General features: G+C 72.9%; 19 protein-coding genes. 16 read left to right on the top strand and 3 right to left on the bottom strand.

Going from position 1 to position 25,612, the window contains the following annotated elements; all coding sequences use genetic code 11:
* Positions 1–120: 120 nt before the first annotated feature.
* The 7 genes from nrdR (at position 121) to ACZ5D2_RS23280 (ending at position 8,055) form a co-directional block, all read left to right on the top strand.
* On the top strand, positions 121–636 hold the full coding sequence (gene nrdR / locus ACZ5D2_RS23310; RefSeq protein WP_030239578.1) for a transcriptional regulator NrdR: 516 nt from the start codon (positions 121–123) through the stop codon (positions 634–636).
* 135 nt (positions 637–771) lie between these two features.
* Positions 772–3,672 carry a vitamin B12-dependent ribonucleotide reductase gene (locus ACZ5D2_RS23305; RefSeq protein ID WP_468931643.1) on the top strand — a complete coding sequence of 967 codons (2,901 nt, stop codon included), beginning with the start codon at positions 772–774 and terminating at the stop codon, positions 3,670–3,672.
* Positions 3,673–3,811: 139 nt separating this feature from the next.
* Complete coding sequence (locus ACZ5D2_RS23300; protein WP_468931640.1) at positions 3,812–4,552, top strand: hypothetical protein; 741 nt, start codon at positions 3,812–3,814, stop codon at positions 4,550–4,552.
* Between the two features lie 316 nt (positions 4,553–4,868).
* The gene (locus tag ACZ5D2_RS23295) at positions 4,869–5,759 is read left to right on the top strand and encodes an arylamine N-acetyltransferase family protein (protein WP_371676342.1); all 891 of its coding nucleotides are present in this window, start codon (positions 4,869–4,871) and stop codon (positions 5,757–5,759) included.
* Positions 5,760–5,791: 32 nt separating this feature from the next.
* Complete coding sequence (locus ACZ5D2_RS23290; protein WP_030239584.1) at positions 5,792–6,397, top strand: YdbC family protein; 606 nt, start codon at positions 5,792–5,794, stop codon at positions 6,395–6,397.
* Between the two features lie 72 nt (positions 6,398–6,469).
* Positions 6,470–7,129, top strand: a complete 660-nt coding sequence (locus ACZ5D2_RS23285) for a histidine phosphatase family protein (RefSeq protein WP_356219543.1) — start codon at positions 6,470–6,472, stop codon at positions 7,127–7,129.
* Positions 7,130–7,140: 11 nt separating this feature from the next.
* Positions 7,141–8,055 carry an ADP-ribosylglycohydrolase family protein gene (locus ACZ5D2_RS23280; protein WP_371676340.1) on the top strand — a complete coding sequence of 305 codons (915 nt, stop codon included), beginning with the start codon at positions 7,141–7,143 and terminating at the stop codon, positions 8,053–8,055.
* A gap of 118 nt (positions 8,056–8,173) precedes the next feature.
* Here ACZ5D2_RS23280 and ACZ5D2_RS23275 read toward each other — a convergent pair whose 3' ends face one another.
* On the bottom strand, positions 8,174–9,727 hold the full coding sequence (locus ACZ5D2_RS23275) for an MFS transporter (RefSeq protein WP_371676339.1): 1,554 nt from the start codon (positions 9,725–9,727) through the stop codon (positions 8,174–8,176).
* 139 nt (positions 9,728–9,866) lie between these two features.
* Here ACZ5D2_RS23275 and ACZ5D2_RS23270 point away from each other — a divergent pair, with 139 nt between their 5' ends.
* The 3 genes from ACZ5D2_RS23270 to ACZ5D2_RS23260 all read left to right on the top strand — a co-directional run bounded on the left by ACZ5D2_RS23270 (position 9,867) and on the right by ACZ5D2_RS23260 (position 12,013).
* Positions 9,867–10,472, top strand: a complete 606-nt coding sequence (locus ACZ5D2_RS23270) for a TetR/AcrR family transcriptional regulator (protein WP_468931634.1) — start codon at positions 9,867–9,869, stop codon at positions 10,470–10,472.
* Positions 10,473–10,610: 138 nt separating this feature from the next.
* Positions 10,611–11,321: a ribonuclease HII gene (locus ACZ5D2_RS23265; protein WP_468931631.1), complete on the top strand. Its 711-nt coding sequence runs from the start codon at positions 10,611–10,613 to the stop codon at positions 11,319–11,321.
* 59 nt (positions 11,322–11,380) lie between these two features.
* A complete protein-coding gene (locus ACZ5D2_RS23260) occupies positions 11,381–12,013 on the top strand; it encodes a hypothetical protein (RefSeq protein ID WP_468931628.1) in 633 nt (210 codons plus the stop codon).
* A gap of 367 nt (positions 12,014–12,380) precedes the next feature.
* Here ACZ5D2_RS23260 and ACZ5D2_RS23255 read toward each other — a convergent pair whose 3' ends face one another.
* Together ACZ5D2_RS23255 and ACZ5D2_RS23250 are read right to left on the bottom strand one after the other, a co-directional pair.
* Positions 12,381–13,010 (bottom strand): hypothetical protein, encoded by a 630-nt coding sequence (locus ACZ5D2_RS23255; protein WP_371676335.1) that lies wholly within the window; start codon positions 13,008–13,010, stop codon positions 12,381–12,383.
* 215 nt (positions 13,011–13,225) lie between these two features.
* Entirely contained in the window at positions 13,226–15,385 is a 2,160-nt protein-coding gene (locus ACZ5D2_RS23250) for a RecQ family ATP-dependent DNA helicase (RefSeq protein ID WP_468931624.1), read from the bottom strand.
* A gap of 124 nt (positions 15,386–15,509) precedes the next feature.
* Between ACZ5D2_RS23250 and ACZ5D2_RS23245 the strand changes: the two genes are divergently transcribed.
* The 6 genes from ACZ5D2_RS23245 to ACZ5D2_RS23220 all read left to right on the top strand — a co-directional run bounded on the left by ACZ5D2_RS23245 (position 15,510) and on the right by ACZ5D2_RS23220 (position 25,551).
* Positions 15,510–16,772 carry a DUF4192 domain-containing protein gene (locus ACZ5D2_RS23245; protein ID WP_371676333.1) on the top strand — a complete coding sequence of 421 codons (1,263 nt, stop codon included), beginning with the start codon at positions 15,510–15,512 and terminating at the stop codon, positions 16,770–16,772.
* A gap of 239 nt (positions 16,773–17,011) precedes the next feature.
* Positions 17,012–19,237: a glycogen debranching N-terminal domain-containing protein gene (locus ACZ5D2_RS23240; RefSeq protein WP_468931620.1), complete on the top strand. Its 2,226-nt coding sequence runs from the start codon at positions 17,012–17,014 to the stop codon at positions 19,235–19,237.
* A gap of 207 nt (positions 19,238–19,444) precedes the next feature.
* Positions 19,445–20,191, top strand: coding sequence for an NUDIX hydrolase (locus tag ACZ5D2_RS23235; protein ID WP_356209512.1), 747 nt, complete (start codon positions 19,445–19,447; stop codon positions 20,189–20,191).
* A 158-nt stretch (positions 20,192–20,349) separates the two neighbouring features.
* The gene (locus tag ACZ5D2_RS23230; RefSeq protein ID WP_468931617.1) at positions 20,350–22,530 is read left to right on the top strand and encodes an ATP-binding cassette domain-containing protein; all 2,181 of its coding nucleotides are present in this window, start codon (positions 20,350–20,352) and stop codon (positions 22,528–22,530) included.
* Between the two features lie 147 nt (positions 22,531–22,677).
* Positions 22,678–23,619, top strand: a complete 942-nt coding sequence (locus ACZ5D2_RS23225; protein WP_468931614.1) for a FadR/GntR family transcriptional regulator — start codon at positions 22,678–22,680, stop codon at positions 23,617–23,619.
* A 360-nt stretch (positions 23,620–23,979) separates the two neighbouring features.
* On the top strand, positions 23,980–25,551 hold the full coding sequence (locus ACZ5D2_RS23220; RefSeq protein ID WP_371676329.1) for an RNA polymerase sigma factor: 1,572 nt from the start codon (positions 23,980–23,982) through the stop codon (positions 25,549–25,551).
* Positions 25,552–25,612: the final 61 nt, after the last annotated feature.

The raw sequence follows: 25,612 nt of genomic DNA, 5'->3' as shown, positions 1-25,612 counted from the left end.
GGGGTCCCGACATCGCATATGCTTGTGGCTGCTTCACGAGCCCCCGGCAGTGCCTGGTCCCTGTCGTTCAGGGGCTCAGTGAGGTGATTCAGCCGTGCCAAAACGAAGGGTGAGGGAACCATGCACTGCCCCTTCTGCAGGCACCCCGACAGTCGCGTCGTCGACAGCCGCACCACGGACGACGGGACGTCGATCCGTCGGCGCCGCCAGTGCCCCGACTGCTCCCGTCGCTTCACGACGGTGGAGACGGCCTCCCTGATGGTGATCAAGCGCAGTGGAGTGACCGAACCCTTCAGCCGCACCAAGGTCATCTCTGGCGTCCGCAAGGCGTGCCAGGGGCGGCCGGTCACCGAGGACGCCCTCGCCAAGCTCGGCCAGCGGGTCGAGGAGGCGGTGCGCGCCACCGGCAGCGCCGAGCTGACCACCCATGACGTGGGTCTGGCCATACTCGGCCCGTTGCAGGAGCTCGACCTGGTCGCGTACCTGCGCTTCGCGTCCGTTTACAAAGCGTTCGACACCCTTGAAGACTTCGAGACCGCCATCGCGGAACTGCGCGAGCCGCGGCCTCACCCCCATGAGTGCGAGCCCGGAGGGACCGCTCCGGTCGTCCCCGTGCCCGCCTCCGCCGCCGACTGACCGGCGGGGCCGCGCCCCGGCGTGGTCCGGCCCGTCTCGGCGGGTCGACATTCGCAGAACAAGACACACAGCACCGTGCCGCGGAATATCGCTGGCACATTAGGGCGTTTTTGCCCGCATATGGGAGGAAGCGGCATGACAGAGACGGCGAGCGGCTCGGCACGAGGTTCCCGCGCCAAGGGGACCAAGACTGCCAAGAGCGGCCTTCGGATCGAGCGCATCCACACCACCCCCGGCGTGCACCCGTACGACGAGGTGAGCTGGGAGCGCCGTGACGTCGTCATGACCAACTGGCGCGACGGCTCGGTCAACTTCGAGCAGCGTGGCGTCGAGTTCCCCGACTTCTGGTCGGTGAACGCGGTCAACATCGTCACCAGCAAGTACTTCCGCGGCGCGGTCGGCACCCCGCAGCGCGAGACCGGCCTGAAGCAGCTCATCGACCGGATCGTGAAGACGTACACGAAGGCCGGCGAGGACAACGACTACTTCGCGTCCCCCGCCGACGTGGAGATCTTCGAGCACGAGCTGACCTACGCCCTCCTGCACCAGATCTTCAGCTTCAACTCGCCGGTGTGGTTCAACGTCGGCACGCCCCAGCCGCAGCAGGTCTCCGCCTGCTTCATCCTGGCCGTCGACGACTCCATGGAGTCGATCCTCGACTGGTACAAGGAAGAGGGCATGATCTTCAAGGGCGGCTCCGGCGCCGGCCTGAACCTCTCCCGCATCCGCTCCTCCAAGGAGCTCCTCTCCTCCGGCGGCAACGCCTCCGGTCCGGTCTCCTTCATGCGCGGCGCCGACGCGTCCGCCGGAACGATCAAGTCGGGCGGCGCCACCCGCCGCGCGGCCAAGATGGTCGTCCTGGACGTGGACCACCCGGACGTCGAGGCCTTCATCGAGACCAAGGTGAAGGAGGAGGAGAAGATCCGCGCCCTGCGCGACGCGGGCTTCGACATGGACCTGGGCGGCGACGACATCACGTCCGTCCAGTACCAGAACGCCAACAACTCCGTCCGCGTGAACGACGAGTTCATGACGGCCGTCGAGAACGGCACCGAGTTCGGCCTCCGGGCCCGCATGACCGGCGAGGTCATCGAGAAGGTCGACGCCAAGGCGCTCTTCCGCAAGCTCGCCGAGGCCGCGTGGGCCTGCGCCGACCCGGGCATCCAGTACGACGGTGTGATCAACAACTGGCACACCTGCCCCGAGTCCGGCCGCATCACCGCGTCCAACCCGTGCAGCGAGTACATGCACCTGGACAACACGTCCTGCAACCTCGCCTCGCTCAACCTGATGAAGTTCCTCGACGACGACGGCAAGGGCAACCAGTCCTTCGACGCCGAGCGCTTCGCCAAGGTCGTCGAGCTGGTCATCACCGCGATGGACATCTCCATCTGCTTCGCGGACTTCCCGACGCAGAAGATCGGCGAGAACACCCGCGCCTTCCGCCAGCTGGGCATCGGCTACGCCAACCTCGGCGCCCTCCTGATGGCGACCGGCCACGCGTACGACTCCGACGGCGGCCGCACCCTCGCCGCCTCGATCACCTCGCTGATGACCGGCACCGCGTACAAGCGCTCCGCCGAGCTGGCCGCCATCGTCGGCCCGTACGACGGTTACGCCCGCAACGCCGACTCGCACAAGCGCGTCATGAAGCAGCACGCCGACGCCAATGCCGTCGCGCCGCGCACCGACGACCTCGACAACGTGATCTGGGCCGCGGCCACCGAGGCCTGGCAGGACGTCCTGCGCCTCGGCGAGAAGAACGGCTTCCGCAACTCCCAGGCCTCCGTCCTCGCGCCGACCGGCACCATCGGTCTCGCGATGTCCTGCGACACCACCGGTGTCGAGCCGGACCTGGCCCTGGTCAAGTTCAAGAAGCTCGTCGGCGGCGGCTCGATGCAGATCGTCAACGGCACCGTCCCGCAGGCCCTGCGCCGCCTGGGCTACCAGGAGGAGCAGATCGAGGCGATCGTCGCGCACATCGCCGAGCACGGCGTGGTCGTCGACGCCCCGGGCCTGAAGACCGAGCACTACGAGGTCTTCGACTGCGCCATGGGCGAGCGTTCCATCTCCGCGATGGGCCACGTCCGCATGATGGCCGCGATCCAGCCCTGGATCTCCGGCGCGATCTCCAAGACGGTCAACATGCCGGAGACGGCGACCGTCGAGGAGATCGAGGAGATCTACTTCGAGGCGTGGAAGATGGGCGTCAAGGCGCTCGCGATCTACCGCGACAACTGCAAGGTCGGCCAGCCCCTCTCCGCCAAGAAGAAGGAGGAGGAGGAGAAGGCCGAGGTCACCGAGAAGGCCGAGGAGACCATCCGCACGGCGGTCGAGAAGGTCATCGAGTACCGCCCGGTCCGCAAGCGCCTCCCCAAGGGCCGCCCGGGGATCACCACCTCCTTCACGGTCGGTGGCGCCGAGGGCTACATGACGGCGAACTCCTACCCGGACGACGGTCTGGGCGAGGTCTTCCTGAAGATGTCCAAGCAGGGTTCGACCCTCGCGGGCATGATGGACGCCTTCTCCATCGCCGTCTCCGTCGGTCTGCAGTACGGCGTCCCCCTGGAGACGTACGTCGCGAAGTTCACCAACATGCGCTTCGAGCCGGCCGGTATGACGGACGACCCGGACGTGCGGATGGCGCAGTCGATCGTCGACTACATCTTCCGTCGCGTGGCGCTGGACTTCCTGCCGTTCGAGACCCGCTCGGCCCTCGGTATCCACTCCGCCGAGGAGCGTCAGCGCCACCTCGACACCGGCTCCTACGAGCCGCTGGAGGACGAGGAGCTCGACACCGAGGCCCTCGCCCAGTCGGCGCCGCTCGCGTCGGTCCCGGCGGCTTCCGCCCCGAAGCCGGTCGAGATCGTCCCCGTCCCGGCCCCGAAGACGGCGCACTCCAACGCCGAACTGGTCGAGATGCAGCTCGGCGTCTCCGCCGACGCCCCGCTCTGCTTCTCCTGCGGTACGAAGATGCAGCGCGCCGGCTCCTGCTACATCTGCGAGGGCTGCGGCTCCACCAGCGGTTGCAGCTGAAGGAGCGGAACCGCGTCCGGCGCGCCAGTGAGCAGCTGCCGCCGAGGGCGCTGATCCGCGCTTGAGAGAGGGTGCCGGCCATGTGCCGGCACCCTCTCCGGCGTTGTGGGTCCCGTGCGGCGGTTCCGAGAATCGTCCGATGACCGACGAGAAGAACCGCCTCATCCTCCGGATCGTCGTGCCCGGTCCTCCCGAGCCGGGCGCCCGGGTGGAGGTACGGCCGGTGGTCGACGGCGTGGACATCCTGGCGGAGGCGTTCACGGAAGGGCCGGGCCGGTCTCCCGGGTACCTCCTGCCGCCGGACGGACCCCTCACGGCCGGCGCGGAGCCGCGCGAGGTGCGGTTGGCCGAGGCGCAGTGCACCGAAGGGTGCTGCGGTGCCCTCTACGTGACCGTTCGGCGCGACGGCGACGAGGTGATCTGGGATGGGTGGCGCAATCCCGACGAGGACGAGGTCGACCTGCCCGAGTTCCGCTTCGACGCGGGGGAGTACCGGGCGGAGGTCGAGCGGGTCGCCGCGGACCACAGCTGGGAGTGGCCCGCGCGCACGGTCGCCCGCCTGCTGACGCAGCACCTCGCGGCGCGCACCGACTGGCTTCCGGCATGGGACTGCGAACTCGGCAGCATGTCCGCCTGGCCGTGGGAACCCGACCGCATCAACCTCTTCTTCTTCCATCCGAGCAGCTCGGCCATCGGGGAGGAACGGCCCCGGCTGCAATTCCGGATGGCGCTCGCCCTCTCCGGAGACGACCCCGCCGCGCAGGCGGAGGGACTCGCCGTCCGGCTCACGGCCGGCGACCCGAGGCCGAGCGCCGAAGTGTGCGGCGGATCGCCCGAGTTCGCCCGGCAGCTCGGGTACGGCTGGCCGCGGCGCGGGTGACTCCGACCGCGCGCTGCGGGGGAGGGCGCAGGTCAGGGGGGCCGGGGACACGGGCGGCACAGCGGCCGGACCGGGCAAGGGCATGAACGCGGCGGCCCAGGTCACCGCCTCGTACGACCGGCTCCCCGGCGCCGGGACGACAAGGTCCCGGACGAGGCCGTACTGCTGCGGGTCGCCGAGCATGTGCTGCCGACGATCCCCGGCTGCACCTCGGGCTGAGCCGGCCGGTCCGCGTGGCGGACGCCGCGATCATTGTGCGGGGCCGGGTGATCACGGACCCTGGAGCTGGAGTTCACGGTGGGGGAGTGGGAGAGCCATGTGGAACGGTGACGAGCTGGACCTGGACGCGTACCTGACGCGCATCGGGATCGGTGCGGAAGACGGTGCCGCAAACGGACGGGGACGCGGACGCGGAGACGGGGACGGGAGCGGGGTGCGGCCCCGGGAACTCCGGCCGGACCTGGAGACGTTGTACGCGGTGCACCGTGCCCACACCGCCGCCATCCCCTTCGAGAGCCTGGACGTCCTGCTCGGCCGCCCCGTCGCGCTGGAGGTCAAGGCCATCGAGGACAAGCTCGTGCACGCCCGCCGCGGCGGGTACTGCTACGAGCAGAACACGCTGCTGGCCGCTGCTCTGGAGCGGATCGGCTTCGAGGTTTCCGGGCGCGGCGCCCGCAACCGCACCCGGGGCGACGCCCTGCTGCCCGTGACCCACGCGGTCCTCGTCGTCACCGTGGAGGGGGAACCGTGGCTCTGCGACGCCGGGTTCGGCTACGTGGGCCCGCGTGAGCCCGTCCCGCTCGCACGCCCCGGCGCAGAGGTGCGCCAGGGGGCGTGGACGTACGCCGTGCACGCCGAGGAGGAGGGCGTCCTCGTACTGCGGGCCCTGCGCGGGGACGTCTGGCGGGACCTGTACGCCTTCTCCCCGCAGCACTACCACCCCGTCGACTACGTCCTGCTCAACCACTACAGCTCCTCGCACCCCCGCTCCGCGTTCCTGGGGCAGACCATCGTCCAGTACCCCGGCGAGGACGTCCGCCTCGCGCTCGTGGGCCGGGAGCTGACCCGTCTGTACCCCGACGGCCGGACCGAGCGCGCGTCCGTGGCCACGGAGGACCTGCTCCCATTGCTGGAGCGGGAGTTCGGCATTCGGCTGTCCGAGCGGGATGCGGCGGAACTGGTGCGGATCCACCGCTCCGGGGACTGACCCCGGCCCCGCCCGGCCCGTACGATGGCGCGGTGCTGGTCAAGTGGATTCGCTGCACGGTGACGGACCGACGCGGGTTCGAGCGTGGGCAGCGCAAATGGGCGGGGCTGCCCGGCGAACCGGGCTTCCGGGGGCAGGGCGGCGGCTGGAGCAGGGGCCGGCAGGGGGTCGCGCACGTCTTCGCGTTCTGGGAGAGCCGGTCCTTCTACGACTCGTTCATGGCCCGCTCGCACGACAGGCTCGCGGCCTCCCAGAACGGCACCTTCACCGACGCGCGGGTCACGCTCTTCGACCACCGCTTCGACGTGAAGACGGGCTTCGAGCCGCGCTTCAGCGACGCCGACGTGGTCCGGGTCGCCCACACCCGGGTGCGGGAGGGCCGTGACGAACACTTCGCCCGCATGCAGGAGAAGGTGTGGAATCCGGCCATGGCGGGCTCCCCCGGAATGATCCGCGGCCTCTTCGGGGAGGCGCCCGGCCGGGAGTTCCTCGTCCTGTCGATGTGGCTCGCCGCGGCCGAGCACGGCAAGTACCGGCAGGAACGGGTGGAGCGGCTCTCGCTGCGCGCCCAGACCGAAGCCGACGTCGAGGCGCTCACCGGGGACGTCGTGGACCTCGAACCCGCCTGGACGGTATGACCGTACGACGAGCGACGCCCCGACCGGCGTGCCCGTGACGTGCGCCGGTCGGCGGCCGAATAGGGTCGTGGAATGGTACGACCACGGCGCATCGTCCTTGTCCGCCACGGGGAATCGGAGGGGAACGTCGACGACACGGTGTACGAGCGGGAACCCGACCACGCCCTGCGGCTCACCCCGTCCGGCCGCGAGCAGGCCGGCGCGGCCGGGATCCGGCTGCGCGAGCTCTTCGGGGACGAGCACATCAGCGCGTACGTCTCCCCGTACCGCCGGACCCTGCAGACCTTCCGCGAACTGCGGCTGGACCCCGCCCGGGTGCGCATGCGGGAGGAGCCCCGGCTGCGCGAGCAGGACTGGGGCAACTGGCAGGACCGGGACGACGTACGGCTCCAGAAGGCGTACCGGGACGCGTACGGGCACTTCTTCTACCGGTTCGCCCAGGGGGAGTCGGGCGCGGACGTCTACGACCGCGTCGGTTCCTTCCTGGAAAGCCTCTACCGCAGCTTCGAGGCCGCCGACCACCCGGAGAACGTGCTGCTGGTGACGCACGGCCTGACGATGCGGCTCTTCTGCATGCGCTGGTTCCACTGGTCGGTCGCCGAGTTCGAGGCCCTCTCCAACCCCGGGAACGGCGAATTCCGGGTACTGATGCTCGGGCCGGACGGCCGGTACCGGATGGACCGCCCATTTGAGCGGTGGACCACACCCGAGCCTTACGACCTGGACGGCTAAAGTGGCGCGGGATGACCGCTGACTCCACTCCCGAGACGCGCTACGCACGCGCCACGTCCAGCCTCCGAGGGCTGGCCCTGGGGGACGCCCTGGGCTCCCAGTACTTCGTCCCCGTGAACTACCCGCTGCTGAAGCGGCGCGAGCTGCCGCCCGGCAGCGAGCCGTGGCAGTGGACCGACGACACCGAGATGGCCTGCTCGGTGGTGGCCGTGCTCGCCGCGCACGGACGCATCGACCAGGACGCGCTGGCGGCCTCGTTCGCGGACCACCACGACTTCGACCGCGGCTACGGTCCCGCCGTCAACCGGATGCTGCGTCTCGTCCGGGAGGGCGAGGACTGGCGCACGCTGGCGGCCGAGCTGTTCAACGGCCAGGGCTCCTGGGGCAACGGCGCCGCCATGCGGATCGCGCCCCTGGGCGCCTGGTACGCGGACGACCCCGAGCAGGCCACCCACCAGGCGGAGATCTCCGCCTACACCACCCATCAGCACCGTGAGGCGGTGTGCGGGGCGATGGCCGTGGCCGCCGCGGCCGCGCTGGCGGCCTCCCCGGCCGGTCCGCCGACCGCCGAGGCGCTGCTGGACGGGGTCATCGCGCTGGTGCCGCGCAGCGCCGTGGGCGCCGGCGTGCGCCGGGCCCGGGACATGCTGGACTACGGCGACGCGACCACCGTGGCCGCGGTGCTCGGCTGCGGGCGGCGCACCAGCGCCCACGACACGGTGCCGTTCGCGCTGTGGTCGGCGGCGCGGTCGCTCGGCGACTACGAGCGGGCGTTCTGGACCACCGCGCAGGTGGGCGGGGACGTGGACACCACCTGCGCGATCGTCGGCGGGGTGCTCGGCGCACGCGGGGAGGCGGCGCTGCCGCAGGCCTGGCTGGCCCGCACAGAGCCCCTCCCGGAGTGGCTGCCCGGGTCGGCGGGCTGAGCCGGCGGTCCGAGCCGACGGTCCGAGCGGGCGAGCGTGCCGTCGCGGACGACGTTCGAGGGCCCGGGTGCGGGGGTGAACCCCCGGCCCGGGCCCTCGTACGTACGGTCCTTCGTGCTCAGGCGGCCGGACCGGCTTCGGCGGCAGCCCCGTTGAGGGCTTCCAGGTCGCTCTTGCGGACCCGGATCACCAGCAGCGCGGTGGCCAGCGCCAGACCCGCCATGGCCACGGCGGCGGCGAAGGCGGTGGAGATGCCATGGGCGAGGACGAGGTCGCCCCAGGGGTCGGGCATCCGCCCGGTCTCCTTGAACGCGGCGAGCTGCGCCGGATCGGCCTGCGCCATGAAGGCCGGCACCTGCTTCTCGGCCTCCTCGCGGCCCGCGGTGCCGAAGACGGTGACCAGGATGGACAGGCCGAGCGAACCACCCACCTGCTGGCTGGCGTTGAGCAGCCCGGAGGCCGCACCCGCCTCCTTCGGAGCCACTCCGGAGACGGCGGTGAGGGTCAGGGTCACGAAGTTGAGGCCCATGCCGAAGCCGAAGAGCAGCATCGGGCCGAGCACCCCGGACACGTACGAGCTGTCGGTCCGGATGAAGCTGAGCCAGGCCAGCCCGGTCCCGGTGAGCGCGGACCCGGCGACCATGAAGGGCTTGGGGCCGAAGCGCGGCAGGAAGCGCTGGGAGAGGCCCGCGGCGGTGATGATGGCGGCGGTCACGGGCAGGAAGCCGACGCCGGACCGGATCGGTGAGAAGTCCAGCACGTTCTGTACGAACTGGACGATGAAGAAGAACATGCCGAACATGGCGGCGGCCAGTCCGAGCATGATCGCGTAGGTGCCGGCCCGGTTGCGGTCGGCGAACATCCGGAGCGGGATGATCGGATCCGCGGCGCGCGACTCGATCACCACGAAGGCGCCGAGCAGCACGACGGCGGCGATGAAGGAACCGATGGTCAGCGAGTCGCGCCAGCCCTCCTCGGAAGCCCGGATGAACCCGTAGACGAGCGCCGTCATGCCTCCCGTGGAGGTGAGGGCGCCGGCGGCGTCGAAGCGGCCGGGGTGGCGCTCGGACTCGTTGATGAAGAGCGGCGCGAGGACGGCGATGAGCACGCCGATCGGCACGTTGACGAAGAGGACCCACCGCCAGTCGAGCCACTCCGTGAGCATGCCGCCGGCCAGCAGGCCGATCGCGCCGCCGCCCGCGGAGACGGCGGCGAAGACGCCGAAGGCGCGGTTGCGGTCGGGGCCCTCGGCGAAGGTGGTGGTGATCAGGGCGAGCGCGGTCGGCGAGGCGATGGCGCCGCCCACGCCCTGGAGGGCGCGGGCGGCCAGCAGTTGCCAGGGCTCCTGGGCGAATCCGCCGAGCAGGGACGCCAGGGTGAAGAGCAGGATCCCGGTCATGAAGACGCGGCGGCGGCCCAGGATGTCGCCCGCACGGCCGCCGAGCAGCAGCAGGCCGCCGAAGGCCAGCGTGTAGGCGCTGATCACCCAGGAGAGGTCGGTGGTGGAGAAGGAGAGGGCGGTCTGGATGTGCGGGAGCGCGATGTTCACGATCGTCGCGTCGAGGACGACCATGAGCTGGCAGGCCGCGATGACGGCGAGCGCCACTCCGGGACGCCCGGGCCGTCGGGCGGCCCCCGGTATCCGTGGAGCGTCGAGTCGGGTGCTTGTCACTGTGGATCCCCCCGAAGTGAAATAGTGAACGCATTCGTTCACTGCGGGTCCAAGGTAGGAGGCCCCCAGTAGGGAACGCAAGCGTTCACTAGGGTTGGAAATCCGTGCGAGCCGCGCGGGTCGGTCGGAGGTATGGAGCATGACGGGTTCGGGTCGGCCGCAGGGCGTGGCGCCGGGGCGCAGGCGGGGGCCGGAGCTCGAACGGGCGATCCTCGACGCGGCGCTGGAGCAGCTCGGCACGGCCGGCTGGGCCTCCCTCACCATGGAGGGCGTCGCGGCCGGGGCGCGCACCGGGAAGGCGGCGCTCTACCGGCGCTGGTCCTCCAAGGCGGACCTCGTCGCCGACGCGCTGAGGGAAGGCCTGCCCGAGATGGGCGGGATCGCGGACCACGGATCCGTGCGGGAGGACCTGTACCGGTTGTGCGTGCGGATGCGGGACGTCATGCGTTCGCCGGCCGGTGAAGCTCTTCGCGCAATGCTTCACGAATGCGACCATGCTCATGCTGACCGGTTCCGGGCGGTCATCTGGGACGGACTGCACGAGCCGGCGCACCGGCTGATCCGCGAGCTGGTGGACCGCGGAATCAAGCGGGGAGACGTTCGACCGGATGCGATGAGTCCGCTGATCACCGATGTGATTCCGGCGATGCTGATGTACCGAACCAAGCTGTGCGGGAGCGAATGGCCGGACGCGGAAATCGCGGAGATGATCGACGGGCTGATGGTGCCGATGCTCCGGGGCTGAGGTCCGGCGCGGGTCCGCGAGGGGCGTGCGCGCGGGCTCGCCGGGGGCGCGCGTCCGGCCCCGCGGGTCCGGTCCGGCCCGGCTTGCCGCAGGCCGGGGTGTGCAGGCGGCCCGGGGCGGCGTACCCTTGCTGGCGCCATGCCGTACGAAGCACCCACCCACACCGTCGAGCGCTCCCTCCGTGCAACCACCGGCTCCAAGGTCATCGCCGGGGTCGACGAGGTCGGACGAGGAGCCTGGGCCGGTCCCGTCACCGTCTGCGCGGCGATCACCGGTCTGCGCCGGCCGCCCGCGGGGCTCACCGACTCCAAACTGCTCACCCCCAAGCGGCGCGACGCGATGCTCGACGTCCTGGAGGACTGGGTCACCGCGCACGCCCTGGGGCACGCCTCCCCGGAGGAGATCGACGAGCTGGGGATGACCGCCGCCCTGCGGCTGGCGGCGGTGCGCGCGCTGGAGGGCCTGCCGGTGCGGCCCGACGCGGTGATCCTCGACGGCAAGCACGACTATCTCGGCCCGCCCTGGCGGGTTCGTACGGTGATCAAGGGCGATCAGTCCTGCGTCGCCGTTGCCGCGGCCTCGGTGATCGCCAAGGTCCGGCGCGACCGGATGATGGCCGAACTGGGCGAACGGGGCGACGGAATAGAGGACTTCGCCTTCGCCGCCAACGCCGGCTATCCCTCGCCCGTGCACCGGGCCGCACTCGAGGTGCGGGGGCCCACCGTGTACCACCGGCTCTCGTGGTCGTACCTCGACGCGCTGCCCCAGTGGCGCCACTTGAAGAAGGTGCGCCGGAGCGAGGAATCGACGGAGCTGGAAAACGGAGGCCAACTCGGCTTCGATTTCTGATCGCACCCACGTGCCACCCACCGGTACGTTTCGTACCGGTGTTTGATAGATATCAACTCATGCCTCTCACCCCCGCCATCGAGGAGCCTCAGATTCACGAGAGTGCCCAGGGTCCCCGCGTCACGCCGGCCGCGAGCCGCACCGCGCAGACCCCCCGCCCCGTACCTGGTCCGCGTCCCGCAGCCGTTCCCCGGCCCGGGCGCCCCGGTCCCGTCCGGCCCGCCCCGCCCGCGCAGCGCGCGGCACAGGCCACCGCCGGACCCGTTCCCGCAGCCCCCGCCGCGCCGTCCGTCTCGGCGGCCGTGCCCCAGGTCCAGCTGATCCCGGCCTCCGCCGAGGGTGCGCTGGACGCGGCCGAGGAGGCCGTGGACCTGCTGCTCGACACCGGGCGCGCGCCCGGCGACATCCTGGTGCTCACCACCGGCGACCCGCACCCGTGGGCCGCGCACGAGCTGTCCTTCGGCGAGGCCTCCTACTGGGCCCAGCACGACGCCAAGGACGACATCTTCTACGCGGACGCGGCGCAGGTGCAGCGCGCCGTGGGCCGTCCCGTCGTGGTCTTCGCGGCCAACGGCGGACCGGCCAGTGCCATCGCCGCCGCGCTGCCGGTCGCGCTGACGCGTGCCGGGGCCCTGCTGATCGTGTGCGGCGACGCGCAGCAGATCAACTCCGTGCTGGGTGCGGGCGTCTGACGCCGTGGACCCCATGCGGGCGAGGGGCGGGGCGGGCCGGGTGCCGGCCCCGCTGAAGTCCTGGGCCTGACCAGCCGTACGCCCTTCCGGGGGTACGGCCGTCCGGCCTGCCCGCGTGCCGGTGCGGCCGCCGTCCGCCGGGACCGTGCGCGCACCGCGGGTCCGGCCCGCGGCGCCGGGTGGTGCCCTACGCCCGTTCGCGGGCTCCGGGGCGCTACGGGAGACCCGGTCCGCGCCGCGCCCTGCGCGCGGAGGTGGGCCGGCCCGGTGTGACGAGGCCTCATGGGGGTCCCGGCGCCCGGGTGTTCCGATGTCGGAACCGGCCGCGTCGCCGGCAACGCCCGGGTTTCCGGGACCGGCCGTCCGCTCAGCGGGCGGCGGTACGGCGCAGCGGCTCGGCCGCCCCGCCGGCGGTGCTGAGGGTCAGGGGTGCCGTCTCGGCCGCCAGCGATCCGAGGTGTCCGGGTCTGGTGTCCGAACCGGGGCTTCGCCCGCCGCGGCCTTCGCCCAGCACCTGCCAGCCCCCTCGGGTCAGCGTGATGTAGGCCCCGCAGCGCAGTCCGTGCAGGGTGCAGGCGTCCCGCAGGCCCCACATCCAGGCGCCGTCCTCCTCGGTCCACCGCTCGTCGCCGTCGCGGCAGTACATCAGCACCGCCGTCCTGGCCGGGGTCCGCCGCCGCAGGTCGTGCGGGATGACCCGGCGCAGCCGGGACAACAGGGCGTTGCGGTACTCCCAGCCGTCCGCCGAGTTGGACCGCTGGACGAAGGAGGCGCTCGCCACCAGCCGGTCCTCGGGGCCGAGGACCGCGATGACGGCGGTGGAGGGCGAGGGTCCGTGCCGGGAGTGCAGCCCGCTGACCAACTCGCGCGGATTGCTGAGCAGGGGGATCCCGGCCGCTGTCCACTCGGCGGGTTCGAGCAGCCGGCCATGACGGCTGGCGCCGCCGGTCGCCGTTGCCAGGGACGTGGTCGAGGGCGGGGCGAATCCGAAGGTCACGGTCCTCCCTTCGGGTACACGCCCGCGAGCGGGCACGGCTGGGCTGTGGGCGCGCCGCGGCGCGGCCCTGGAGAGTGCCGTCGAGCCGAGCGGGAGCACTCCGATTCTCGCGTGGTGCGCGAGGGTGGGGCAATGAGCATTTGAAGCAGCAGACCGGAATTCGCCGGTATGCCGTTCATATCCTTGCCCCGCCACGCCGGAGATGACGCATTCGGCTACGGCTGGAGCGCGAGCACCAGCGGAAACACCCCCTTGGCACCCGCCCGGCGGAGCAGCCGGGCGGCCACCGCGAGGGTCCACCCGCTCTCCGCCCGGTCGTCGACGAGGAACACCGGCCCCGATGCCTCGGACAGGCTTTCCGCCAGGGCCTGCGGGACGGTCAAGGCCTGGTGGAGCCCCCGGACCCGCTGGGCGCTGTTCGAGGCCGGCAGCCCGAACTCCGGTGCCTGATCGGTGTACTCCAGGGCGCCGAGCAGCGGGATCCGTCCGACCTCGGCAATCCGGGCGGCGAGGGAGCCGACCAGCAGGGGACGGCTCCGCGAGGGCAGCGCGACCACGCCCACGGGCCGGGCGGGGGAGTCCGCCGCGCCGGAGGCCCAACCCCCGGGGCCGCGCGCCCAGTCGGCGAGTACGGCGACCACGGCCTGGGCGACATCGTCCGGAACCGGCTGGTCGGCCGTCTGCGGGGCCAGCATCGGGCGCAGCCGGTTGCCCCAGCCGATGTCGGACAGCCTGCCCAGGGCCCGGCCGGTCGAGGCCTGTTCCCCGGCCGGGATCCGGCCCTTGAGGTCCACGCCGACCGCGGCGAGCCCGGTGGGCCACATCTTGCGGGGCTCCAGTTCCACTCCCGGGCGGCTCAGTTCGCCGCGGGCGGTGTCCAGGGCGGTGCCCGACACGTCCGCGGTGAAGCGGGCGCCCGCGCAGTTGTCGCAGCGGCCGCAGGGCGCGGCCTCCTCGTCGTCCAGCTGGCGGCGCAGGAACTCCATCCGGCAGTCGGTGGAGGCGGCGTAGTCCCGCATCGCCTGCTGCTCGGCGGACCTCTGCCGGGCGACCCAGGCGTAGCGCTCGGCGTCGTACACCCACGGTTCGCCGGTGGAGGTCCAGCCGCCCTTGACGCGGTGGACGGCGCCGTCCACGTCGAGGACCTTCAGCATCGTCTCCAGGCGGGTGCGGCGCAGGTCGACGAGCGGTTCCAGGGCGGGCAGGGAAAGGGGGCGGCCCGCCTGGGCCAGGACGTCCAGGGTACGGCGGACCTGCTCCTCCGGCGGGAAGGCGACCGAGGCGAAGTACTGCCAGATCGCCTCGTCCTCGCGGCCGGGCAGCAGGAGCACCTCGGCGTGCTCCACACCGCGGCCCGCGCGGCCGACCTGCTGGTAGTAGGCGATGGGGGAGGAGGGTGACCCCAGGTGCACGACGAAGCCGAGGTCGGGCTTGTCGAAGCCCATCCCGAGGGCGGAGGTGGCCACGAGGGCCTTGACGCGGTTGGCCTGGAGGTCGTTCTCCGCCTGCTCGCGGTCGGCGTTCTCGGTCTTGCCGGTGTACGAGGAGACGGTGTGGCCGCGGTGGCGGAGGTAGGCGGTGACCTCCTCGGCGGCGGCCACCGTCAGGGTGTAGATGATTCCGGAGCCCGGCAGGTCGGTGAGGTGGTCGGCGAGCCAGGCGAGCCGGTGGGCGGCGTCGGGGAGGGGCAGCACGGCCAGGCTCAGGCTCTCGCGGTCCAGCGGGCCGCGCAGTACGAGGGCGTCCGTACCGGCTCCGGTGCCGAGCTGTTCGGCGACGTCCGCCGTCACCCGGGCGTTGGCGGTGGCGGTCGTCGCGAGGACCGGGACCCCCGGCGGGAGGTCGGCCAGCATGGTGCGCAGCCGGCGGTAGTCGGGGCGGAAGTCGTGCCCCCAGTCGGAGATGCAGTGGGCCTCGTCGACCACCAGGAGGCCGGTGGCGGCCGCGAGCTTGGGGAGCACCTGGTCGCGGAAGTCGGGGTTGTTGAGGCGTTCGGGGCTGACCAGGAGGACGTCGACCTCGCCCGCCGCGACCTCGGCCTGGATGCCCTCCCACTCCTCCGGATTGGCGGAGTTGATGGTGCGGGCGCGGATCCCGGCCCGGGCGGCGGCTTCGACCTGATTGCGCATCAGCGCGAGCAGTGGGGAGACGATCACGGTGGGTCCGGCGCCGCCCGCCCGCAGCAGGGAGGTGGCCACGAAGTACACGGCGGATTTGCCCCACCCCGTGCGCTGGACGACCAGAGCCCGCCGCTTGTGCGCGACGAGGGCCTCGATCGCCCGCCACTGGTCCTCGCGCAGCCGTGCGGTGCCCGTGGGGTCGCCCACGAGGCGGGCGAGTACGGAATCTGCGGAGGACCTCAGGTCTGCGTTCATACCCCCATGCAACCCGATGGTTCTGACATCGCGCCAATGGCGCTCTCAACCTGTGGATATTGAAGATTCAAGCGAGTTATCCACAGGGGTTTCGTGATCGGTCCGCACACGGGACCGTCGAGCCATGACGACGAACCACGAATCTCGCAGTCAGTCCGACCGGCCCTCCATCAGCCCCTCCGGAACCCCCGAGGCATCCCGGATCACCTTGCGCAGCCCCGCCGAACTGGCCGACGCGCTGCCCTACATGCTCGGATTCCATCCGACCGACTCCCTCGTCATGGTCGCCGTGCACGGCGAGGGCGGACGCTTCGGCGGACGTCTGCGCGTCGGAATCCCCTCCACGCCCGCCGAATGGGAGGACACCGCCCGGCAGGTCGCCGAATGCCTCGTGCGGGGCAGTGAGCGGCGCGGCGGCAGGCCGGACGGCATCGTGGTCTTCCTGTGCCAGGACCCGCAGGCCGGGGAGAGCGGACAGCGGGTGATGACCCGGCTGCGGCCGCTCGCCCAGCGGGTGCGCCTCGCCTGCGGCGCCCTGGACGTGCCCGTCCTGGAGGCCCTCTGCCTTTCCGGAGGCCGCTACTGGTCCTACACCTGCGACGACCCCGGCTGCTGCCCGGCCGAGGGCAACCCGCTCGCCCCGCCGGGCACCTCGGTCATGGCCGCGGCGGCGACCTTCGCCGGACTCCAGGTCCGGGGCTCGCTGAAGGAGATCGAAAGCCGGCTCACGCCCCTTGCCGGAGCCGGGGCCGCGGAGCAGGAGGAGGCCCTCGACCGGGCGGCCGTCGCCCTCGTCCCGAAGATCCTCGACGGGGCCACCCGCCAGGAGGTCGGAGCGGAGACCATCACCCTCGCCAAGACCCTGATGCGCCGCCTGACCCTCGCGCCGCCCGTCGAAGGCGGTCCGCGCGCCGACGACTGGGACGACGCCCTCCTCGGGCACGACGAGGCCGCCGCCGTGATCCTCGGCCTCCAGGACCGCGAGATCCGCGACATCGCCGCCGAGTGGATGGAGGGCGACGAAGCCGCCCCCGCTCTGCGCCTGTGGCGGGCCCTGGCCCGGCGCTGCGTCGGTGCGTACGGGGAACACGCGGCGGCGCCGCTCACCCTGGCCGGCTGGGTCTCCTGGTCCGGCGGGGACGAGCCGACCGCACGCATCGCCCTCGCGCTCGCCCTGCGGGCCGACTCCGAGTACCGCTTCGCCCAACTGCTCCACCACGCGTGCAACGAGGGCATCGACCCCGAAGGGCTGCGGCAGTGCCTGCGGGAGGAACGCCGACGCCGCGAACCCCGGCGCAAGCGCTCCGCCGCCACCACCCGTCCGCCCGGCCGCCGGGACGGGAAGCGGCGCCGTCCGACCCGCCGCCCCGAGGGGAGCGACCAGTGAGCCCGTGTCGAAGTACCGGAGGCCGTGGTCCCGTGGGGCGGCACCGGGACCACGGTCCCCAGCGGCGCCTCCGGAGCGCGGTGGGCACGGCACCACGACGTCGGGGCGACACCCCGTGCGGGCAGCCACCACCGGGGCCCGTGACCCGGGCGGGGGTGAGGGCGTTCAGCTGGGGGGAGGTGGGCGCCCGGCCGCGCCGCCGCCCAGCGGAACCGGCCGGAGCGCAGAGAAGGCGGCACATGGCTCCCCCCGTACCTGAAACCGACCCGTCCGGGCCCCCTGCGCCCACCGCCCCGGGGCGTCGCACCGCACTGGCCACCGAGGCCGGGCCCGAATCCCCCTCCAAGGGCCACGGGGCCGGGCCGGGCGGCCCGCCCTACGGCCGGCCGGCGGTGGAGGCGGTGGTGGAGCGGGTGCCTTCAGGGTCCACGGACCGCCAGGCCGGTGCCCCCGTCGGGACCGAGCCGGAGGCGCGGCCCGCAGGACCGCCCCCGCCGCGGCAACCCGCTGTGGGGGCCGCGCGCCGGCCCGAGCTGCCACCGGTGCACGGTGCCGTCATCTGCGTCGCCGCGCCCTGCCTGGTCATTTCTCCCGAGCACGGCCAGCTGACCGGGCGGGGCATCGACGGCATCTACCGCGCGGGGCGGCGCCTGCTGTCACGCTGCGTCCTGCGCGTCGGCGGACGGGATCCGGTCGCCGTCCAAGCACGCAGCCTCTCCGCCGACCGGGCCTCCTTCACCGCGACCGTCCGCACCGGCATCGAGGCAGGTCCCGACCCCGACATCGGAGTCGAGCGCGTCCGCCACGCCGACGGCACCGAGCGCATCACCCTGCGCAGCTTCGCCGCCCGCCCGCTGCGCCTCCCCGTGGAGGTCTCCCTCGGCACCGACCTGGCCGAGCTCGCCGCCGTGGCGGCCGGCCGGGCCGGGCCGGAACTCGCCGCCGGGGTGCACGCCGCCGGACTGCGCTGGAGCACCGGCGACGCCCTCGCCGTCACCACCGCCGAACCGGCCCCCGACGACGTCCTCGCCTCGGCCGGACTGCTGCGCTGGCAGCTCGACCTGGGACCGGGGGAGTCCCGCAGCATCGAACTGCGGACCACGCGCGACCGGTCGACGCGGGCCCCCGCCGGACAGGTCGCGAACCCGTTCTCCGCCGCCCGCGCCGAGGGGGACGACCCGAGGGCCGACGCCTGGTTCCGTACCAGCCTCGACGACCTGCGCGCCCTGCTCCTGAGGGATCCCGAGGCACCCGCGGACGCCTTCGTGGCGGCCGGAGTGCCCTGGCGGCTTGGGCCGGCCCCCGCCGAGTCGCTGTGGGCCGCGCGGATGGCGCTCCCGCTCGGCACCGGGCTGGCCGCCGCCACCCTGCGGATCCTGGCCCGGAGCCAGACCGGGGGCTGCGGCCCGGAAGCGGGGAAGATCCCGGGACCGCTGCGCGCCGCCGGACCGCAGCTCCCGCCGGGGTGCACCGGAACCGAGGCGACCCTCGGCTTCCCGGCGGTGCTCGCCGAGGCGCGCAGATGGGGGCTGCCGGAGGAGGAAGTGGCCCGGCTGCTGCCCGCCGCGGAGCGCTGCCTGGGCTGGCTGCGCGGCGCGCTCGGGGAGGACGGCTTCCTGGCCGACCCCGATCCCGGGCCGCGGCGCTGCGAGACCCAGGCCCACGCACACCGGGCCGCGCTGCTCGGCGCCGATCTGCTCGCCGACTGCGGACGGCCCGGAGCCGCGGAATGGCGGGAGTGGGCCGCCGCCCTGCGGGACCGGTTCCGGGACCGGTTCTGGATCGACGGCCCGGACGGAGGCCGCCCCGCCGCGGCACTGCACCCCGACGGCCGTCCGCTGCCCCGGCTGACCGGGGCGGCCGCGCACCTGCTGGACACCGGCCTGCTGGGTGGCGGGGAGTTCGCACCCGGCCTGCTGGATCCCGCCCGGACCGAACACCTCGCCCGGTTGCTCGGAGCCCCGGCCATGGATTCCGGATGGGGGCTGCGCAGCATGGCCGCGCGCGAACCGGGACACAACCCCTTCGGGCACCGGTCCGGAGCGGTGAGGGCCCACGAGAGCGTCCTCGCGGTGGCCGGGCTCGCCCAGGCCGGCTTCGACAAGGAGGCCGCCGGACTGCTGCGGGGGCTGCTCGACGCGGCCGAGTCCTTCGGGTACCGCCTGCCCGAGATGTACGCGGCCGAGCAGCGCACCGCCGGCAGCGCACCGCTCCCGCACCCCGCGGCCTGCAGGCCCGCGGCGGTGGCCGCCGCCGCGGGGATCCACGCCCTCACCGCGCTCGCGGGCATCCGCCCGGACGCCCCGGCGGCGACCGTCGCCGTCACTCCGCGGGCGGGCGCTCCCCTCGGCGCACTGCGCCTCTCCGGCCTGAGGGTGTCGGAGGAACCGTTCGCCGTCCGGATCAGCCGCCTCGGCGTCGGCATGGTGGAGGAGGCGGCCGATGGGCTCCAACTGCGGGGTTAGGGGGTTTCCGACGGATCTCCGCGGCGGCGCGACGCCCGGCACGCACTCTCGCCGCACCGACCGAAAGTCCGAGTGCGTCCAGTACGCGGGCTCCCGGTCGGCACGCCGAGAGCACGCACCGGACGCCGCTCCCTCTGGGTTCCAGATCACCGTCTCCCGGATCACCAAAGCTCTGTTTATCGTCAGGCAGACGACTATGATCGCGGCATGTCGCCCTACGACCCGTCGGCCTTTCCGCCCTTCGCCGTCACCGTCGACCTGGTCGTGCTCACCGTGCGGCGCCACGCGCTCTGCGCGTTGGTCGTCCGACGGGGTGAGCAGCCGTTCCAGGGCCGCTGGGCGCTGCCCGGCGGATTCGTCCGCGGGGACGAGGACCTGGGGGCGGCCGCCGCCAGGGAACTCGCCGAGGAGACCGGGCTGTGCGCGCACGACCCGGCCGCGCCCGGCGTGGACAACGGCGCCCATCTCGAACAGCTCGCCACCTACGGGGACCCGCAGCGCGACCCGCGGATGCGGGTCGTCAGCGTGGCCCACCTGGTCCTCGCCCCCGACCTGCCCGCGCCCCGGGCCGGCGGCGACGCCAACGGCGCCCGCTGGGCGCCCGTCGACGAACTGCTGGAGGGCGCCGACCAGGCCTCCGCCGGGCTGGCCTTCGACCACGCGCGGATCCTCGCCGACGGTGTGGAGCGCGCCCGCTCGAAGATCGAGTACTCCTCCCTGGCCACCGCCTTCTGCCCGCCGGAGTTCACCGTCGGAGAGCTGCGCCGGGTGTACGAGGCGGTGTGGGGGGTGGCGCTGGACCCCCGCAACTTCCACCGCAAGGTCACCGGCACTCCCGGTTTCCTGGTGCCGGCCGGAGGGACGACGACCCGTCAGGGCGGTAGGCCGGCCCAGCTGTTCAGGGCGGGCGGGGCGACCCTGCTCAACCCGCCGATGCTGCGGCCGGAAGTCTGATCCTCCCCGGGGAGACCTTCGCCGCCCGCCGGGGTGGTCCCGGGCGGCAATCACGGCACCGGCACGGACCGGTTGCATAGAAAATCGGACATATCGCGTTATCTTGCTTGCGGTACTCACCCTGCCGCAGAGCGGTCTCACCCCCCGCGAGAGAAGCGATGCTCCAGGCCATCGGACTCACCAGCACACCCCGTCGAGAACTCCCGCCCGTCGTGAACGACCTCACCTTCGAGGCCCGCCCGGGGTGCGTGACCGCCCTGCTCGGCGAGCCGGGTTCGGGCAAGACCACCGCGCTGCGGCTCATGCTCGAACTCGAACCGGGCCGGGGCGTCACCTACTTCCGCGGCCGCCCGCTGCACCGGATCCCGCATCCGGGCCGCGAGGTCGGCGTACTCCTCGGAGACGTTCCGGGGCACCCGTCGAGGACGGTCCGCAACCAACTGCGGATGCTCAGCGCCGCCGTCGGGGTCCCCGCGTCCCGGGCGGACGCCCTGATGGAGATCGTCGGCATCGGCGGCCTGCGCGACCAGAGGCTCGGGTCGCTCTCGGCCGGCATGGAGCGTCGCGTCGCCCTCGCCGCAGCGCTGCTCGCCGACCCCTGCACCCTGCTCCTCGACGAACCGGCCGCCGGCCTGCATTCCCGTGAGCGGGCCTGGCTCCACGGGCTGCTGCGCGGTCACGCCTCCCTGGGCGGGGCGGTGCTCTTCACCACCGACGATGCGAAGGAGGCGGCCCGGCACGCCGACCGGGTCGTGTCCATCGCCTCGGGCCGCCTCGTCGCGGACCAGGACGCCGCGGACTTCGCCCGCACCCGGCTGCGACCGCGGGTCGCCGTGCGGACCCCGCACGCCGCCCGGCTCGCCGACGTACTGGGTCGTGAGGCCCGCTCCGCCCACAGGGTGGTGGAGATCGTCGAGGAGAGCGGCAGCCGACTGTCGGTGTACGGCAGCAACTGCGCCGAGATCGGCGAGGCGGCGTTCAGGCACGGAGTGCTCGTCCACCAACTCGCGGACGAGACCGGGGACGCGGGTGCGCCCGTCCCGCCGGTACCGCAGGCCCGGACCCGCGGCGGAAGCGCGGCCCGGGTGGACGTCCGCGCGGAGGCGCGCGCGGAGGTTCGGGCAGAGGTTCGGGCTGACGTTCGGGCAGAGGCGCAGGGCCGACAGGTGCCGGGCTCCGTGGCGGGCCTCGTGGCCGGAGCAGAGGCCTCGGTCCGCGGGGGCCCCCGCCCGGACCCCCGCTCCGCGCTCCTCACCGGGCCGGCGTCCGGCGACCCCGGTGCGGGATCCGGCCCCGACGCCGTACCCGGTGTGAGCCCCGTCCGCGCCGCGCCCCCTGCCCGGGAGGCGGAACCCGTCCAGGGCCCGTCCCCGGAACCGGTCCGGCCCGCGGGGCAGGGCCCGGCCGCGGCTCCGGTCCCGGACCGGCTCCCCGCCGCTGTCGTCCATGCCTCGGCGGCCGGGGACCCCGACGTGTCCGACCACCCCGGCCCGGGCGGGGGCGGTGGGCCGAGTCATGGCCGTTCCGGGCGGGGCTCCTCCGGGCTGCGGCGGGTACGGCGGGTGGGCGGCCCGCTGTGGCCGCTGCGCTACGAGCTCCGCCGGGTGTTCGGCACGGCCGCCCCACTGCTGACCGCCGCCCTCGTCGTCACCGCCTCCGTGCTCACCTCCCTGGTACTGGCGCGCGCGGGCCACACCCCGCAGAGCCGACTGCTCGCCGCCTGGCCGGAGCTCTTCCCGCTGCCGCCCGCCGCGCTCGGGGCCGGGCTGCTCGGCTCCCTGGCCTTCGGTGAGGAGTACCGCTACCCCGCCCTCGCCGCCGGCCGGGGCACCGTGCCCCGGCGGCTGGGGCTGCTCACCGCCAAACTCGCCGTCTGCGCCGTCCTCGCCCTGGCCCTCGGCACGCTCACGGTCGCCGCCGACACCGCGGCGCTCCGGCTCGTCTTCGGCGGCGCCGGGCCGCTGAGCCCGCCGGCGGAATGGGTCTCCCCCGCGGCGAGTTGGGCCGGGCTGCTCGTCGGCTGCGCCTGGGCCGGGGTCCTCGCCTCGGGGGTGTTCCGCGCCGCGTCCGTGGGCTTCGCTGCGGTGCTCGCCGTACCGGTGGCCGTCGTACCGCTGGTGCGCAAGGTCCTCGACGGGCCGTCCGCGTACCCGGTGACCGGCATCGCCTCCCGCCTGCGCGGCCTGACCTGGTCGGCGTGGCCTCCGGAGGTGGACCGGATCGTGCTGGGGACCCTTCGTGTGATGGTCCAACCCGTCGGCACCGCACTGGTGTTGTCGCTGATGGTCCTGTTGTGCGCCTATGCGTTCACAGGACTGCGCGGGCGGGTCCGTTGGTGATCGTTCCGGTGCGGGAGGCGACTTCGCCGGGACCATAGAAGTCCAGATCGGGCCGGATCACCCGAAGCGGATCGCAACTCCCCGCAAAAGGCCCGGTTCTTTACGATAAGTCGTCAATTGCGTAGGTGGCACCGATCACCCTTTCGTGTGCTTTTCACCAAAGACCTCAAGGGTGATGAAGGCGAGGCCGACAAAGGATTCGTGAGTACCCTTGCGCACACCATGATGACCGCCGCCCGCCATGCCGACTCCGGCCTCGCCGGCTCGGGCGAACTCGACCGCTACCCCTACCCGGAGGCCTCCGGGTCCGACCGGGTCGGACCGCCCCACTGGGACGGGGGCGACGTCGAGCTGAGCCGCGTCGGCCGCCGGGCGGCAGGCAGCCGCGGGCGCGGTCTGCACGGCCAACTCGTCCAGCAGCTAGGCCAGATGATCGTCTCGGGCGACCTCGGCGCGGACCGCCCCCTGGTCCCCGAGGAGATCGGCCAGCGCTTCGAGGTCTCCCGCACGGTCGTCCGCGAATCCCTGCGGGTCCTGGAGGCCAAGGGCCTCGTCAGCGCCCGCCCCAACGTGGGCACCCGCGTCCGGCCCGTCGCCGACTGGAACCTGCTCGACCCCGACATCATCGAGTGGCGCGCCTTCGGACCCCAGCGCGACGACCAGCGCCGCGAGCTCAACGAGCTCCGCTGGACCATCGAACCGCTGGCCGCCCGCCTCGCGGCCGGCCACGGCCGCCCGGACGTCCAGCAGCGCCTCGCCGACATGGTCGAGATCATGGGGCACGCCCTCGGGCAGGGCGACGCGATCACCTTCGCGCGCGCCGACAACGAGTTCCACGCACTGCTGATCCAGGTCGCAGGCAACCGCATGCTGGAGCACCTGTCGGGCATCGTCTCCGCCGCCCTCCAGGTCTCCGGGAGCCCCGTCACCGCCTGCGACCGGCCCAGCGAGACCTGCGTCGCGCACCACGCGCGGATGGTCGAGGCGCTCGCGGCCGGTGACGCGACGGGGGCCGAGAACGCCATGCGTCAGCTCCTGACGGTGCATCCGGAGGTCGAGCGCGTGGTCCCCGCCCCGCGCGAGCACTGACGCGCCGACGCGCGGGGGCGCGGGGGTGCACACCGGTCGCCGGGCCCGTTCCGGGTCCGGCGACTCCGGCGTGCGGGGGCCTTCCCGGGGCCTCCGGACGCGTGCGTACGGCCACGGGACGGGCACGGACGGGAACCGGATGTGATTCGGGCCACGAAGATTGGGCGTAACGCTCCGCGACGTCACGCGATGACGTAAGAGGTGATGGCCGACGGAGGGAAGACAGCAGCCCTTGGGGATGCTGTGCAGCTCCCCGGCCCCTGCCCGCGCCCCCGGCCCATCCCCAGTCGGTGGTCGTCGGCTCCGGTCCAGCACCAGGCCGGGGTCGGAAGCCGTTCCCATCGTTCCGAGAGGTTGTTCGTGTCGGCCAGCACATCCCGTACGCTCCCGCCGGAGATCGCCGATTCCGAGTCTGTGATGGCGCTCATCGAGCGGGGCAAGGCCGAGGGGCAGATCGCCGGCGATGACGTGCGTCGGGCCTTCGAGGCTGACCAGATTCCTGCGACCCAGTGGAAGAATGTCCTGCGCAGCCTCAACCAGATCCTTGAGGAAGAGGGTGTGACACTGATGGTCAGTGCCGCGGAGTCGCCCAAGCGCACCCCCCGCAAGAGCGTCGCGGCGAAGAGCCCCGCCAAGCGGACGGCGACCAAGACCGTCGTGGCGAAGACGGCGGCCCCTCCGGCCGCGGCCGGCATCGTCGCGGACACCGGAACGGCGGAGCCGGACACCACCGACGCCCTGGCCGAAGAGCCCGTGGCCGAACCGGTCGCGAAGAAGACCGCCGCCCGGAAGACGGCCGCGAAGAAGGCCGCTCCCGCGAAGAAGGCCGCGGCGAAGAAGACGGCAGCGAAGAAGACCGCCGCCAAGAAGGACGCGGACGAGGACGGCGAGGAGACCGCGGACGAGGGCCCCGACGCCCCGAAGGCCGAGGCCGAGGAGGAAGAGGAGGGCGGGGAGAACAAGGGCTTCGTCATTTCGGACGACGAGGACGACGCCCCCGCCCAGCAGGTCGTCGTGGCCGGCGCCACCGCCGACCCCGTCAAGGACTACCTCAAGCAGATCGGCAAGGTCCCCCTCCTCAACGCCGAGCAGGAGGTCGAGCTCGCCAAGCGCATCGAGGCGGGCCTGTTCGCCGAGGACAAGCTGGCCAACTCCGACAAGCTGGCCCCCAAGCTCAAGCGCGAGCTGGAGATCATCGCCGAGGACGGCCGCCGCGCCAAGAACCACCTGCTGGAGGCCAACCTCCGCCTCGTGGTTTCCCTCGCCAAGCGCTACACCGGCCGCGGCATGCTCTTCCTTGACCTGATCCAGGAGGGCAACCTGGGTCTGATCCGCGCCGTGGAGAAGTTCGACTACACCAAGGGCTACAAGTTCTCCACGTACGCGACCTGGTGGATCCGGCAGGCGATCACCCGCGCCATGGCCGACCAGGCCCGCACCATCCGCATCCCCGTGCACATGGTCGAAGTGATCAACAAGCTCGCCCGCGTGCAGCGCCAGATGCTCCAGGACCTCGGCCGCGAGCCCACCCCGGAGGAGCTGGCCAAGGAACTCGACATGACCCCCGAGAAGGTCATCGAGGTCCAGAAGTACGGCCGCGAGCCGATCTCCCTGCACACCCCGCTCGGCGAGGACGGCGACAGCGAGTTCGGTGACCTCATCGAGGACTCCGAGGCCGTCGTCCCGGCCGACGCCGTCAGCTTCACGCTCCTGCAGGAGCAGCTGCACTCGGTCCTCGACACGCTGAGCGAGCGCGAGGCCGGCGTGGTCTCGATGCGGTTCGGCCTGACCGACGGCCAGCCCAAGACCCTCGACGAGATCGGCAAGGTCTACGGGGTCACCCGCGAGCGCATCCGCCAGATCGAGTCCAAGACCATGTCGAAGCTGCGCCACCCGTCCCGGTCCCAGGTCCTGCGCGACTACCTGGACTGACCGGAACGGCCGAAGGCCCCGACACGACCGGTCCGGGCCCGGTACGGGTACGCCCCCGGGC

It is taken from the genome of Streptomyces sp. NPDC031479 (assembly GCF_055581065.1).
Note: the sequence above shows the minus strand (reverse complement) of the source record. Positions and strands in the feature narration are given on the sequence as shown.